17 protein-coding genes are annotated in these 13081 nt (G+C 31.1%); 8 read left to right on the forward strand and 9 right to left on the reverse strand.

All coding sequences use genetic code 11. From position 1 onward, the window contains the following. The first annotated feature begins 27 nt into the window (after window positions 1-27). On the forward strand, window positions 28-567 hold the full coding sequence (locus IFB02_RS09320) for a sigma-70 family RNA polymerase sigma factor (RefSeq protein WP_106687109.1): 540 nt from the start codon (window positions 28-30) through the stop codon (window positions 565-567). On the opposite strand, the gene IFB02_RS09325 is transcribed toward IFB02_RS09320, so the two are convergent. Beyond that, the gene (locus tag IFB02_RS09325) at window positions 564-959 is read right to left on the reverse strand and encodes a hypothetical protein (RefSeq protein WP_106687110.1); all 396 of its coding nucleotides are present in this window, start codon (window positions 957-959) and stop codon (window positions 564-566) included. The two genes, IFB02_RS09320 and IFB02_RS09325, sit on opposite strands and share 4 nt — an antisense overlap. Window positions 960-1077: 118 nt before the next feature. On the opposite strand from IFB02_RS09325, the gene IFB02_RS09330 reads away from it, so the two are divergent. Further along, window positions 1078-1518, forward strand: a complete 441-nt coding sequence (locus IFB02_RS09330) for an Lrp/AsnC family transcriptional regulator (protein ID WP_106687111.1) — start codon at window positions 1078-1080, stop codon at window positions 1516-1518. On the opposite strand, the gene IFB02_RS09335 is transcribed toward IFB02_RS09330, so the two are convergent. Both IFB02_RS09335 and IFB02_RS09340 read right to left on the reverse strand, forming a co-directional pair. After that, window positions 1515-2486 carry a YpdA family putative bacillithiol disulfide reductase gene (locus IFB02_RS09335; protein WP_191072685.1) on the reverse strand — a complete coding sequence of 324 codons (972 nt, stop codon included), beginning with the start codon at window positions 2484-2486 and terminating at the stop codon, window positions 1515-1517. The genes IFB02_RS09330 and IFB02_RS09335 overlap by 4 nt on opposite strands. Window positions 2487-2561: 75 nt before the next feature. Then, window positions 2562-3791 carry an MDR family MFS transporter gene (locus tag IFB02_RS09340; RefSeq protein ID WP_191072686.1) on the reverse strand — a complete coding sequence of 410 codons (1230 nt, stop codon included), beginning with the start codon at window positions 3789-3791 and terminating at the stop codon, window positions 2562-2564. A 274-nt stretch (window positions 3792-4065) separates the two neighbouring features. On the opposite strand from IFB02_RS09340, the gene IFB02_RS09345 reads away from it, so the two are divergent. Then, window positions 4066-4668, forward strand: coding sequence for a DUF1684 domain-containing protein (locus IFB02_RS09345; RefSeq protein ID WP_106687114.1), 603 nt, complete (start codon window positions 4066-4068; stop codon window positions 4666-4668). A 1-nt stretch (window position 4669) separates the two neighbouring features. Here IFB02_RS09345 and crcB read toward each other — a convergent pair whose 3' ends face one another. Continuing rightward, window positions 4670-5035, reverse strand: a complete 366-nt coding sequence (gene crcB / locus IFB02_RS09350) for a fluoride efflux transporter CrcB (protein ID WP_106687115.1) — start codon at window positions 5033-5035, stop codon at window positions 4670-4672. A 1-nt stretch (window position 5036) separates the two neighbouring features. Next, on the reverse strand, window positions 5037-6056 hold the full coding sequence (locus tag IFB02_RS09355) for an SRPBCC family protein (protein WP_106687116.1): 1020 nt from the start codon (window positions 6054-6056) through the stop codon (window positions 5037-5039). 92 nt (window positions 6057-6148) lie between these two features. On the opposite strand from IFB02_RS09355, the gene IFB02_RS09360 reads away from it, so the two are divergent. Next, a complete protein-coding gene (locus tag IFB02_RS09360; RefSeq protein WP_106687117.1) occupies window positions 6149-8188 on the forward strand; it encodes a dipeptidyl-peptidase 3 family protein in 2040 nt (679 codons plus the stop codon). A 52-nt stretch (window positions 8189-8240) separates the two neighbouring features. On the opposite strand, the gene IFB02_RS09365 is transcribed toward IFB02_RS09360, so the two are convergent. The 3 genes from IFB02_RS09365 to IFB02_RS09370 all read right to left on the reverse strand — a co-directional run bounded on the left by IFB02_RS09365 (window position 8241) and on the right by IFB02_RS09370 (window position 9670). Beyond that, complete coding sequence (locus IFB02_RS09365; protein ID WP_262891934.1) at window positions 8241-9086, reverse strand: DUF1624 domain-containing protein; 846 nt, start codon at window positions 9084-9086, stop codon at window positions 8241-8243. Then, window positions 9064-9390: a DUF1624 domain-containing protein gene (locus tag IFB02_RS13985; RefSeq protein WP_262891935.1), complete on the reverse strand. Its 327-nt coding sequence runs from the start codon at window positions 9388-9390 to the stop codon at window positions 9064-9066. The genes IFB02_RS09365 and IFB02_RS13985 overlap by 23 nt, the downstream gene beginning before the upstream one ends. Before the next feature lie 94 nt (window positions 9391-9484). Then, window positions 9485-9670 carry a hypothetical protein gene (locus IFB02_RS09370; protein WP_106687119.1) on the reverse strand — a complete coding sequence of 62 codons (186 nt, stop codon included), beginning with the start codon at window positions 9668-9670 and terminating at the stop codon, window positions 9485-9487. Window positions 9671-9732: 62 nt separating this feature from the next. On the opposite strand from IFB02_RS09370, the gene IFB02_RS09375 reads away from it, so the two are divergent. Next, on the forward strand, window positions 9733-10122 hold the full coding sequence (locus tag IFB02_RS09375) for a pyrophosphohydrolase domain-containing protein (protein WP_106687120.1): 390 nt from the start codon (window positions 9733-9735) through the stop codon (window positions 10120-10122). 112 nt (window positions 10123-10234) lie between these two features. Here the strand turns inward: IFB02_RS09375 and IFB02_RS09380 are convergent, their stop codons facing one another. After that, complete coding sequence (locus tag IFB02_RS09380; protein WP_106687121.1) at window positions 10235-11302, reverse strand: branched-chain amino acid aminotransferase; 1068 nt, start codon at window positions 11300-11302, stop codon at window positions 10235-10237. Window positions 11303-11409: 107 nt separating this feature from the next. On the opposite strand from IFB02_RS09380, the gene IFB02_RS09385 reads away from it, so the two are divergent. The 3 genes from IFB02_RS09385 to mnmD are packed head-to-tail and all read left to right on the forward strand — an operon-like array spanning window position 11410 to window position 13049. Further along, on the forward strand, window positions 11410-11925 hold the full coding sequence (locus IFB02_RS09385) for a DUF4920 domain-containing protein (protein WP_106687122.1): 516 nt from the start codon (window positions 11410-11412) through the stop codon (window positions 11923-11925). Window positions 11926-11928: 3 nt separating this feature from the next. Beyond that, a complete protein-coding gene (locus IFB02_RS09390; protein ID WP_106687123.1) occupies window positions 11929-12366 on the forward strand; it encodes a hypothetical protein in 438 nt (145 codons plus the stop codon). Window positions 12367-12371: 5 nt separating this feature from the next. After that, the gene (gene mnmD / locus IFB02_RS09395) at window positions 12372-13049 is read left to right on the forward strand and encodes a tRNA (5-methylaminomethyl-2-thiouridine)(34)-methyltransferase MnmD (RefSeq protein WP_106687124.1); all 678 of its coding nucleotides are present in this window, start codon (window positions 12372-12374) and stop codon (window positions 13047-13049) included. Window positions 13050-13081: the final 32 nt, after the last annotated feature.

Consider the following 13081-nt stretch of genomic DNA (forward strand, 5'->3'; position numbering starts at 1 on the left):
ATTTAAGCTGATTTTTTTTATTAAAATATGACTACAAAGCACGTTTGGGATACATATGCTCAGGATATAAAACGCTTTATCTTAAGTAAAACTAAAGATGAAAGCGTTGCAGATGATATTTTGCAAGAGACTTTTATAAAAGTACATACCAAATTACAAACCTTGAAGAATGATGATAAACTAATACCATGGTTATTTTCTGTCGCGCGCTATACGCTTATGGACTACTTTAAAACTAAAAAAATTAAGGTAGAGCTAAATGATTTTGAAGTAACAGACACTTTAGAAAACCATGAGCATACAGAAAAAGATTGCTTAAGAGGCATTTTAGTCAATCTTCCTAAAAAATACAGAGAACCTATTTTCTTGTCAGACATTATGGGTTTAAAACAAAAAGAAGTCGCTAAGCGTTTAAATCTTTCATTATCTACCGTAAAATCTCAAATACAACATGGCAGAAAGCAAATAGCACGAGGTTTTATGGATTGTTGTGGTTACGAAATGAACAATGATGGTTATTTGGTTGGCGAATTAAAGGACAAGGACGATTGTAAGATTTGCAATTAAAGCGTCATCATCCAATTACGTTGTAACTTTCTAAATACTCTAAGTTCTTTTTTTAACAACGGAAGAAAGTCTTTACCATTGCTATTACAGGTTTCTAAACGTTTACAATTTCTGTAAAGTCGGTTAGTTAAACGTCTTACAGAAGCAGCATGTTTGTGCTTTTTATCTGTATGTCTGTGTAATTCGGCATTAATAATTTCTGGTGCTAAAGACACAGATTGCTGTACAATATCTCCAGAAAAATAGATGTTTTTATCTTCTTGTCCATCTTCATATAAATAGGAAAGATCCTGACTTAAATAGGTCGAAATACTTCTAGACAACACAAATATTTGCATTGCTTGCTTGTAAATAGGTAAGTCTGAAAGATGAGAAGGTACTTGAGCCGACATTTTTTTATTTTTCTTTTACTCAAAATTAAAGACTAGTTTGTATTTTTGTCTTTAGAAATTAAAGTAAAAATATGTTTTTACTTTAAAAATTAAATTATTTTCTGTTAATTCTTTTAAAATGAATATCGATACACTTAACTGGAAGATTTTAAAGTGTTTACAACAAAACGCAAGACAGTCTAATGCCGAAATTGGTAGGCAAGTCGGTATTACATCACCAGCAGTTTCTGAACGTATAAAGAAAATGGAAGATTTAGGAATTATCCAAAATCATATTACATTAATATCACCTTTTGAAGTTGGTTATCAGTTAAAAGCATTAATTACATTACAAGCTTTTATGGGAAAACTAAAACCGTTTTTAGAAAAGGTAAAAACGTTTGATGAAGTGGTAAATTGCTATCGAATTACAGGTAACGAAAACATCGTTATGGAAGTAATCTTAAAAAACCAAAAGCATTTAGAGAGTTTTATAGATCAGTTAATTGTTTATGGGGAATGTAAAACGCAAATTATCTTATCTCATGTGGTAAAAAACAATGCTATAAAAAAGCTTTAGTTTTTAGAGGCAATATCTTCTGCAATTAGCTTTGCATGAATACGAGAATTCTCGATAAACCATTTGTGTGTTTCCATACCACCACAAATAACACCAGCAAGATACAGTCCTTCAACATTAGATTCCATAGTATCTGGATTGTAATTTGGGATGTGTTTTTCGTCTTCAGAAAATTTAATACCAACGTGTTCTAAAAACTTAAAGTTAGGTTGGTAACCTGTTAATGCAACAACATAATCATTAGGTAGTTTTTTGTTGCCTTCTGGTGTTTTAATTTCAATAAAATCTGTGTCAATAGACGTGATTTCAGAATTAAAATAAGCTTTAATGCTACCTTCTTCAATTCGGTTTAAAATATCTGGTCTTACCCAATATTTAACACGTTCGCCAATAGTTTCACCTCTAACGATCATAGTTACGTTTCCGCCTTTACGGTAAATTTCTAAAGCAGCATCTACAGACGAATTACTTGCACCAACAATCGCTATATTTTGTAAGGTAAACGGATGCGCCTCTTTGTAATAATGAAATACTTTTGGCAATTCTTCACCAGGAATATTCAACAAATTTGGAATATCATAAAAGCCAGTTGCGATAATTACTTGTTTAGCGCTATAATTATTTTTGTTCGTAGAGATTTCAAAATACTTATTAGTTTTAGTAATCGTTTTAACTTCTTCGTATAAATTAATATTTAGATTATTAGAAGTTGTTACACGTCGGTAATACTCTAAAGCCTCATTACGTGTAGGTTTTGGGTTATTACTAATAAACGGAATGTTATCTATTTCCAATTTTTCTGAAGTTGAAAAAAACGTCATATTTAAAGGATAATTAAATAACGAATTGGTTAACGCACCTTTTTCTATTACTAAATAATTCCAGTTATTTTTCTTACACTCTAAAGCGCAGGCAATACCAATTGGTCCTGCGCCAATTATAATAACATCTAGGTTTTTGTTTTTCATCGTAACACAAATTTAATGATAAAACATGCGGTATTATAATAACAAATTACAATTAACAAACATTTAAAATTCTGTTTAGTAGTGTTTGATTACAGCAGGTTTGTTTTTTGTTGAGCTCATAAATATTTTTAAAATAAATAATAAAAACATACAAGCTACACCAACAAATGTAAAGATATACCAAGTGTTATCAAATCCATAATTGCTTACGCTTTCTAAGCCTAATTTGTGACCAAAAATGTGAGCAAAAGAAAACGCAATAGAGTATAATGCCATATATTCTCCTTGATTGCCTTTTTTAGCCTGTTGTAAAGCAAATGCATTGGCAAAAGGAAACGCAATCATTTCTCCAACCGTCATTAAAAACATACCAATAATTAGTATGCCAGTCCACGTTGTAAAATTTAAAATTAAAAGACTTAAACTTGTTAAAAATGCTCCAAAAAGAATAAGACTAGTTTTTTTAAATCTTGTAGTTTCCAACCATTTTATAAGAGGCATTTCTAATAAAAAGATAAAAAAACCATTAGCACCTAAAAGTAAACCAATTTCAGGTTCGGTTAGAAAGTGACTGTCTCTATAATAAATTGGCATGGTAGAGAAATATTGCAAGAACATAACTCCAAATAAGAATAAGGCAAATAGGAAGATAATAAAAGCTTTGTCTTTGTATGCTGAGTAAGGCTCTTCTACTTTAACTTCGTCTAAAACTTTAGATTTTTTAGGATTTAATAGTTGAATTAACAGTAAAGTAGCCAAAATACAAGTTATACCATCTACCCAAAATAATCCATTGTAACCTAAACCAGCAATAATTAATCCGCCAACTGCAGGACCAGCTGAAAAACCTAAGTTTATAGCTAATCTAATTAAAGTAACGCTTCTTGTTTTGTTTTCGGGTTTACTGTATGCGCTTAATGCCACAAACATAGCAGGTCTAAACATATCTGCAACTAGCATTAAAACAAAAATACCAATAGATAGACTTATTACAGTTTTTAAATATTGCAGGTAAATAAATAATAATCCAGATACAAATAGGCTAAATACCATAATTTTATAGTAGCCAATTTTATCAGTTATTTTTCCGCCTAACCAAGATCCAACAACAGATCCTAATCCAAAAGCAGTCATAATAGATCCTACGGTAGATGTAGAAAAACTTAAATCTTCTGTAAGATACAACGATAAAAAAGGAATAACCATTGTACCTGCGCGATTAATTAAAGTGATTAAAGCTAGCCACCAAACTTCTCTTGATAACCCTTTAAAAGTGTTTAAATAAAGTGTTAGTAATCTTTTCATTATTTTTTGATTGATTTGAAAAAGACCAACTTGTTGATGAACCAAAATAAAAAAGTCCAACATTTAAGTCGGACTTTTTATATTAATAGTATTGATATTTAAATAATCAAAACATATAAAGCGTCCTTCTTCTATTGCAATCCTTGATAGAAGTGGTTTGTTGCTTACAATATGTGTTGACTCTTTTCATTCTTTTCTTAAAAGTTTAAATCAAAGCTAAGTAAAATTTTTAATAAGTCGTATTTTTGAAACTAAATAATTTAATTTTTTAAAAATGAAAAACTTCTTTTCTATTTTCTGTGTTGTACTAATAATTTTTAACTGTAAAGAAGGTAAACAACCAATTTTAGGAGCAACTGATTGGCAAAAAGATCAAAACGCCATGTTTAAAGATGCTTCTAAATCGCCTTTAAAAGATAGAGATAGACAAAATTTTAAAGGTTTAGATTTTTTTCAATTTGATAGTACTTTTGTTGCTAAAGCAACATTAAAACGCACACCAAACTCTAAATGGTTTAAAATGAAAAGGACCTTAAATGAAACTACAGACGAGCGTGTTTATGGTGTTTTAAACTTTCAATTAAAAGGAAAAGCATATACACTTAATGTCTATCAAGGTAAAGAGTTAATGACAAAAGAAGGCTTTGAGGATTATTTATTCTTACCTTTTTTGGATGATACTAACGGAGATACAACATATGGCGGCGGTCGTTATATAGATTTAAGAATACCAGAAGGTAATACTATAGAAATAGATTTTAATAAAGCATACAACCCATATTGCGCTTATAACGAAAAATTTTCTTGCCCAATTGTTCCAAGAGAAAATTATCTTGATGTTGCTGTAAAAGCTGGTGTTAAAGTGTTTAAAAAATAATTTATTTAGCTAGCCAGATACCTAAAAACACCGCTAAAAATCCTAAAATAAAACTGGCGATAGTATAGATAGCAAAGCTGGTAAAGTCGCCACTTTTTAAAAACAAATGGTTTTCATAAGCAAAGGTAGAAAAGGTAGTGAAACCGCCACAAAAACCAGTTGCTAGTAATAAGGTTTGATTCTGGTTTAGGCTATTATTTTTAAGCGCATATCCTAAAATAAATCCAATTAAAAGCGAACCTAAAATATTAGCTAAAAATGTACCATAAGGTATTCCGGATTGATTGCTGTTTAGCCATTTACCAATAATAAAACGTAGTACACTACCAAAGCCACCACCAATAAAAACTAATATTAGTTGTTTCATGCTATTCTACAGGCATATAGATTTCTGTAATCCATTTTGCAGGGTTAGGCTCATTTGATGGATCGGTAACGTAGCTTTCAATAGCAACACCATCTTCATCAAATACAAGATTGTACTGTTCTATATACTTCATGCCTTTATCCCAAGCTTCTTTTAGGTTGCTGTAATCGCCTTTTAGTGTCGTTTTTACAGCCTTAAAAGGTTCTAATTGACCAGTTAAAATGTCGCTTGTTGTTGTGACTACTTTATTTGGTGTTGGCATTGCACAAGAAAACATAACAGTATTATTTTCTTCATCCCATTTGTGATAAATTACAAATGCAGATCCAGAAACTGTTATATTATTTTTAGCTACAAACTGACCAACTTTAGGTAGCATTTCTGCCATTTTTTTTTGAAAATCACTAATCTTACAAGACGTTGTATTGTATAAATAATAACCGCCACTATGTTCTGTAACACCATTAATTTCAATATTATATTGTCTAATTTGTGTTGTTGTAACGCTATCTAATTTTTCTAATCCGCGTTCAAAATCTGGACCAATCATTTTATCAAATCCGCCAGACATTAAACCAAATGCTTTGAACATAAATGGTATGTTTTCGCTATTCATTTGCCATTTTACTTCGGTTTTTCCGTCGTTAGTTGGTGTAAAAGTCCAATTAATTTTAGAAGGATCATAATCTTCAAATTGTAATTGGTGCTCTATAGATTTTGGTGGATTTGTATTAACAATTTTCATGTTGCCATTTCCATCTTTTCCTGTCCAGCTGTAGCTTGCGCCAACACCTTTGGTTTGATCGTTGTACATAATTTTCATTGCTGGATCTTGTTCTTTCCAAGGAGACCAGTTTTCCCAAAGCTTTAAATCGGCTACATTATTATACACAACTCCAGAAGGTGCATTGATTATTCTGGTTCTTGAAACTTCAAAATTACTAGGTTGGACAGCTACATAAATAGATACTGCAATGATAGCTATTAGTAAGACGAAAAATATATATTTTAAGAATTTCATTATCTATAAAATTTGTGGTTAGTAATTCAAATATAATCAAATTTAATAGGTTAAATATTTATATCTTTAAGCACTTTTAAAAATTTTATTCAATGAAACTAAAAACAATATTTAGTGCTGCATTATTAACTTCACTTTTATTTTCTTGTGGAGAAGACAAAAAAGCACAAACAACCGAAGACACTTCAGTAAAAAAAGAATCTACTTTTGATTATAACGTAGATACTTTTGCTGATATAAAAATCTTACGTTACAAAATCCCTAGTTGGGATAATTTAAGTCTTAAACAACAACAATTAGCCTATTATTTAACACAAGCTGGATTAGCAGGTCGTGATATTATGTGGGATCAAAACTACAGACACAATTTAGCTATTAGAGCAGCTTTAGAAAATGTTTATAAAACGTATGAAGGCGATAAAACTACAGCAGATTGGCAAGCATTTACTACCTATTTAAAGCGTGTATGGTTTAGTAATGGTATTCATCATCACTATTCAAACGATAAGCTTAAACCTGAGTTTTCTTCAGAGTATTTAAAGCAATTATTAGCAGATACAGAAACAACTTTAGAAGGCGAAGCGTTTGATGTTATTTTTAATGATCAAGACCTTAAAAAAGTTAATCAAGCAAAAGGCGTAGATAATGTAGCGCTTTCTGCAGTTAATTTTTATGGTCCAAATGTGACTAATGAAGATGTGATTTCTTTCTACAAACAAAAAAAATCTCCTAATCCAGAAAAGCCATTATCTTTTGGATTAAACTCGCAATTAGTCAAAGAAAACGGTCAATTAAAAGAACGCGTGTATAAATCTGGTGGATTATACGGAAGCGCAATTGACGAAATTATTAAATGGCTAGAAAAAGCAAAAAGTGTTGCTGAAAATGAAGCCCAAGGTAACGCCTTAGGATTGTTAATCGAATATTACAAAACAGGAGATTTACAAACTTGGGACGACTACAACGTTGCTTGGACTGCTGCTACAGATGGCGATATAGACTACATAAATAGTTTTATTGAAGTGTATAATGATCCGTTAGGATACAGAGGAAGTTACGAAACTATCGTACAAATCAAAGATTTTGATATGTCTAAAAAAATGGCAGTGTTATCTGAAAATGCGCAATGGTTTGAAGATAATTCACCTTTAATGGACGAGCATAAAAAGAAAAACGTCGTTGGTGTAACTTACAAAGTCGTTAATGTTGCTGGAGAAGCTGGTGATGCTTCACCAAGTACACCAATTGGTGTAAACTTACCAAATGCAAACTGGATTAGAGCAGCAGTAGGAAGTAAGTCTGTATCTTTAGGAAACATAATTGAAGCTTATAACAATGCTGGTAGCACAGGACGATTAAAAGAGTTTGTTCATGATGAAGAAGAACTTCAACTAGAAGAAAAATATGGACAATTAGCAGATAAGTTGCATACAGCGTTACACGAAGTAATTGGTCATGCATCAGGACAATTAAATCCTGGAGTTGGTGAGACTAAAGAAACGCTTAAAAATTATGCGTCTACTTTAGAAGAAGGTCGTGCAGATTTAGTAGGACTTTACTATTTATACAACCCAAAATTAGAAGAATTAGGCTTAGTAGACGATTGGAAATCTGTAGGAAAAGCAGCTTACGATGGTTACATACGTAATGGATTAATGACTCAATTAATTCGTTTAAATTTAGGAGATGATGTAGAAGAAGCGCATATGCGTAACAGACAATGGGTAAGTGCTTGGGTTTTCGAAAAAGGAAAAGCAGATAACGTGATAGAAAAAGTAACTCGTGATGGTAAAACTTATTTCAATATTAATGATTATGAAAAACTACACGAATTATTCGGTCAGTTATTACGCGAGACACAACGTATAAAATCAGAAGGCGATTATGCAGCTGTAGAAGCTTTAGTAGAAGATTACGGTGTAAAAGTAGATCAAGCTATTCATGCCGAAGTTTTAGAACGTAACAAACAATTTAAATCTGCTCCTTACAGCGGATTTGTAAATCCTGTTTTAGTACCAGAAACAAATGACTCAGGAGAAATCACATCCATTAAAGTAACACAACCAGATACTTTTGAAGCTCAAATGCTAGATTACAGTACTAATTACAATTTTTTACAAACTAAAAATTAAGGCTAGACAGTTTAAATAAAAAAGACGCTTACATTGTAAGCGCCTTTTTTATTTAAAAATATTTAATCAGTTTTGATTTGCTTTTTCTTTTGTATCGCGCAAAAATTTTCGTTGGAAAATAAAGTGCTATACTTAATAATATACTAAATATCCATATTTGATATAAGTGATCAAATCCAAAATAATCGCCTTTATTTGCTCCAAATAGATTAATAAAAACAGTATAAATTAATAATAACACATAAAGATGAAGGATATAAAAAAACATAGGAGCAGAGCCTAAAACTTTTATTGCATTAGTTAATTTATTTTCAAACTTTTCAAAAATGATAAGTAGTAAAAAACCAATCCCTAATCCAAATAGCAAAAAGTCTAAAGATGGCGGATATTTTGTATAGTTTAAAAATGATTTTAAATTGTCTATTGTGTTGCTGTAGTTTATCCAAGGTAGTGTTTCACCATAAATATTAAATCCTCTTAAAATTATAAGTAGTAGTAAACAACTTGCGCCTAAAAAGGTTAAAGATTTTAATCTTATTTTACTTGATGTTTTACTACTATATAAACTACCTAAACTGTAACCTAAAGCAATAACACCAATCCATGGTAAAACAGGATAAGATATTTTTATTTTAAACCAATCTGAAGTAAATAAGTAGCCTCTATCGTGTAAAATGGTCCAAGGAATGTAACCTGCATCTGTATTTTCAAAACTTATCGGAGTTAATAAGTTGTGCCCAAATATAATTAATAAACCTATGACTAAAATTAATCGAATTGGTAGTTTTACTAAAACAGATAAACAAATCATACTTAATCCAATTGCCCAAATAACTTGTAGATATAGGTTATTGTAATTACCAAACCATGAAAAGTTAACTAAGGTTAATTCTAGCAAGATTAAAAAATAAACCACGTTTAAATAAAAAACCACTTGGAGAACGTTTAGGTTTGTTATGCGGATTTGCATAAAGCCAAGCTGAAAGTCCTGTAAGAAATACAAAAATTGGAGCACATAAATGCGCCGATAATCTTGTGAAAAACAAACCAGAAGATGTAGTTTCTATTATTAAAGGATCACTTACTTGCATGTGCAAAAAAAAGCGTTCTCTAACGTGATCTACAAGCATTAATAAGATTACAAAACCTCTTAAAGTGTCTATAGAGGGAATTCTTTTTTTAATGGGAGAATTTACAGTCATTATTTTTAAAATAAGGACGGCAAAATAGAAAGTGATTGCTTATATAATGTGAAGTTTATCTTAATTTTTTTTATGATAATCATAAAAAAAAAATCTACATAAAAATAAATTTGATAGAGGCAATTAGACCTATAAATCCAATAAATGCAAGAAGTATCCAAAGTACACCACGATAATGTAATTTATGAAGTTTTAAATCTTTACGATACATAAATACCATTACAATTATAAAAGCGATAGCGAATAAAACTCCAAAAATGATTTGCCCTTTACTAAACATAATTTATTTTTAAGCAAAATTACTAAAACCAATACCTCCAAACAAAAAGAATATAAAGTATTATGCAAGATAAAATAGATGCAGTAAAAGCCTTTCATACAGCTTTTAAAATAGGATATAGAGAAACACCAAAAGCTGACTTAGGAACAGATAAAAACCTGTTACGTTATAAGTTAATGCGTGAAGAAAACGAAGAATACCTTGAGGCAGCAAACAATGATGATTTAGTAGAAGTTGCAGATGCTTTAGGTGATATGCTTTACATTTTATGTGGAACCATTATAGAACATGGTTTACAGCATAAAATAGAAGAAGTTTTTGAAGAAATACAACGCAGTAACATGAGTAAATTAGGTGAAGATGGCGAGCCAATTTACCGCGAAGACGGAAAAGTGTTAAAAGGACCAAACTATTTTAAGCCGAACATTAAAGAGATTTTGGAGAAAAGTTAGAAGCTTGAAGCTTGAAGTTTGAAGACAGAAGATAGAAGTCATAAAAAAAGCAACCAAAATAGTTGCTTTTTTTATGATATATGTTGCTTACTTCGCACTTCGCACTTCGCACTTAAACCTGTACTCTCCATCCAAAAGGATCTTCAGCTTTGTTAGTTTGTATATCTACAATACGCTTTTTAATACGCATAGCAAAAGAGTTTTCTAATTCTGGTAATTCAAAATCTTCATCTCTAAATCCAAATCCAGAAATAGGAGAAATTACAGCAGCTGTACCAGCACCAAACATTTCTTTAAGCTCACCTTTTTTAGCAGCTTCAACAATTTCGCTAACTTTTACTTTTCTAACTTCTGTTTTAATACCTTCGTCTTCAGCAATTTTTAAAACACTTTTTCTAGTCACACCATCCAAAATACGATCACTAGTTGGAGACGTTAATAAGGTATCTTTTATTCTTACAAAAACATTCATTGCGCCAGCTTCTTCAATGTATTCATGAGACGTATCGTCTGTCCAAATCACTTGTTGGTAACCTTTATCTTTTGCTAGTTGCGTAGGATAAAATTGACCTGCGTAATTACCACCAGCTTTTGCAAAACCAACGCCACCATTTGCAGAACGCGAGTAGTTTTCTTCAATTAAAACTCTAACTTTTCCAGCAAAATAAGCACCTGAAGGCGCTAAGGCAATAATAAATTTATATTGATTTGCAGGCGATGCATGAAAACCTTCACCAGTTGCAAAAACAAAAGGTCTTATGTATAAAGAGCTACCTTCTTGTTCTGGAATCCAATCTTTTTCAACTTCAAGAAGTACCTTTAAACCTTCCATAAAATAATCTTCAGGAAGTTCTGGAATAGCAAGACGTTTTGCAGATTTATTTAAACGTTTTACGTTTTCCATTGGTCTAAATAAAAACACATCACCATTTTTATCTTTGTAGGCTTTCATTCCTTCAAAAATAGATTGACCATAATGAAAAATCTTAGAAGAAGGCATCAAACTAATTGGTCCGTAAGGCTCAATAATAGGTTTTTGCCAAATACCATCTTTAAAATCGCAGGTTAACATATGATCAGAAAATACTTGTCCAAATGCTAGATTATTAAAATCTATTTGATCTATTTTAGAATTTTCGGTTTTGAAAATTTGAATTTCGTTTTTATTTATTGTTCCCATAAATTGGCTTGGTTTGTATCTACAAAAATACAGAAATAAGGATAATAAATCCTAAATTCACCTTAAAATACTATATTTGAGGAAGATTTAATTAAAACAATATAATAATGAAAAAATACCTATTAATCATTGCTGTAGCTGCAGCATTTTACGCTTGTAAAGAAGAAACCAAAAACAATGTAGAAGAACAAGTTGTTGAAAAAGAAGTTGTTGAGGTAAAATACAAGTCTTTTGGAAAAGAAATTATGGCAGACGATGCTATTGCTGCTAACTCTATGTTAACGCACTATAAAGATTTAAAAGTAGGTGATACGATAGATACTAAAGTAAAACTTAAAGTTAACGAAGTTTGCCAAGCTAAAGGTTGTTGGATGACTGCAGATTTAGGCGATGGAAACGAAGTAAGAGTTACTTTTAAAGATTATGGATTTTTCATGCCAAAAAACATTTCTGGTGAAGAAGTAATAGTAAACGGTAAAGCTTTTGTAAAAGAAATGCCTGTTGAAGAATTACGTCATTATGCAGAAGACGCTGGTAAATCTAAAGAAGAAATTGAAGCGATCACAGATCCAGAACGCACGTATTCTTTAGTCGCAGATGGTGTTTTGTTAGTAGAAAAATAAAAAATGAAACAGTTATTTTACCTTTTAATACTCTTAGTTTTTTTTGCTTGTAAGGATAAAAAAGAGCAAGTTGAAACTACTGAAAAAGCTGAAAAAGTATACGATATGTACACGCCTTCTGAAATGGCAAATCTAATGAACGAAATGTACGCTTATAACCAGCAGCTTAAACAAGATATAATAGAAGGTAAAATACCTACAGAATTTCCGGAGAAGTTTTTAAACATTCATAACGCGCAATTATCAGATTTTAAAAGCCGAAATGTAACGTTTAAAAGCTTCTCTAATCTTTACATAGAAGCCGAAAAAGAAATTTTTAATGCAAATTCTAAAGTGCCTCTAGAAACACGATTTAATAATGCAGTTGGTATTTGTATATCGTGTCACACTACCGAATGTACAGGTCCAATACCACGTATAAAAAAGCTGATAATTAAATAATTATCATGGCTTTTAATCCTAAAATTGAAGTCACCAAAGACGGATCAAACACCTTAGTTCATCCTAAATTTAATACACATTATCACTCTATTTTTGGAGCGATAGAAGAATCTAACCATGTTTTTATAGATGCAGGTTTAAAGTTTCAGCAACCTAACTTACAAGATAATAGATGTCGTATTTTAGAAGTAGGTTTTGGTAGTGGATTAAATGCGTTTAACACACTAATTTCTTCAGAAACATTAGCGCTAAATATTGACTACGTTGGTGTAGAGCAATATCCAATTTCTTTAGAAATCACATCGCAGCTAAACTTTCCTAAAGCCTTTAAAAGAGAAGACTTGCAATCTACTTTTAATAAAATGCACGAGGTAGAATGGGAAAAGGTGGTAAAAATTTCAGAACATTTTACGCTAGAAAAGCGTCAACAAGATATTTTCAATTTAAAAGACCAAAATTATTTTGACATCATATACTACGATGCGTTTGGTCCTGGATCGCAACCAGAATTATGGACAGCACCAATTTTTAAAATTCTTTATAAAGCTTTAAATAATAAAGGCGTTTTAGTAACCTACTGTGCTCAAGGCGCAGCAAGACGAGCTATGCAAAGTGTTGGGTTTACTGTACAACGTTGTCCTGGTCCGCCAAGTAAAAGGCATATGTTAAGAGCTGTAAAGTAATCGCTTTTGTAAAATCTGTTAAATCAAACTTA

It is taken from the genome of Mesoflavibacter profundi (assembly GCF_014764305.1).
Taxonomy (GTDB): Bacteria; Bacteroidota; Bacteroidia; order Flavobacteriales; family Flavobacteriaceae; genus Mesoflavibacter; species Mesoflavibacter profundi.

Coding starts and splice junctions, on each gene's coding strand:
- IFB02_RS09375 (WP_106687120.1), top strand. CDS start 9,733: ATGCAAGATAAAATAGATGCAGTAAAAGCCTTTCATACAGCTTTTAAA.
- IFB02_RS09370 (WP_106687119.1), bottom strand. CDS start 9,670: ATGTTTAGTAAAGGGCAAATCATTTTTGGAGTTTTATTCGCTATCGCT.
- IFB02_RS09325 (WP_106687110.1), bottom strand. CDS start 959: ATGTCGGCTCAAGTACCTTCTCATCTTTCAGACTTACCTATTTACAAG.
- IFB02_RS09330 (WP_106687111.1), top strand. CDS start 1,078: ATGAATATCGATACACTTAACTGGAAGATTTTAAAGTGTTTACAACAA.
- IFB02_RS09345 (WP_106687114.1), top strand. CDS start 4,066: ATGAAAAACTTCTTTTCTATTTTCTGTGTTGTACTAATAATTTTTAAC.
- IFB02_RS13985 (WP_262891935.1), bottom strand. CDS start 9,390: ATGACTGTAAATTCTCCCATTAAAAAAAGAATTCCCTCTATAGACACT.
- IFB02_RS09355 (WP_106687116.1), bottom strand. CDS start 6,056: ATGAAATTCTTAAAATATATATTTTTCGTCTTACTAATAGCTATCATT.
- mnmD (WP_106687124.1), top strand. CDS start 12,372: ATGGCTTTTAATCCTAAAATTGAAGTCACCAAAGACGGATCAAACACC.
- IFB02_RS09390 (WP_106687123.1), top strand. CDS start 11,929: ATGAAACAGTTATTTTACCTTTTAATACTCTTAGTTTTTTTTGCTTGT.
- IFB02_RS09380 (WP_106687121.1), bottom strand. CDS start 11,302: ATGGGAACAATAAATAAAAACGAAATTCAAATTTTCAAAACCGAAAAT.
- IFB02_RS09320 (WP_106687109.1), top strand. CDS start 28: ATGACTACAAAGCACGTTTGGGATACATATGCTCAGGATATAAAACGC.
- IFB02_RS09360 (WP_106687117.1), top strand. CDS start 6,149: ATGAAACTAAAAACAATATTTAGTGCTGCATTATTAACTTCACTTTTA.
- IFB02_RS09335 (WP_191072685.1), bottom strand. CDS start 2,486: ATGAAAAACAAAAACCTAGATGTTATTATAATTGGCGCAGGACCAATT.
- crcB (WP_106687115.1), bottom strand. CDS start 5,035: ATGAAACAACTAATATTAGTTTTTATTGGTGGTGGCTTTGGTAGTGTA.
- IFB02_RS09385 (WP_106687122.1), top strand. CDS start 11,410: ATGAAAAAATACCTATTAATCATTGCTGTAGCTGCAGCATTTTACGCT.
- IFB02_RS09340 (WP_191072686.1), bottom strand. CDS start 3,791: ATGAAAAGATTACTAACACTTTATTTAAACACTTTTAAAGGGTTATCA.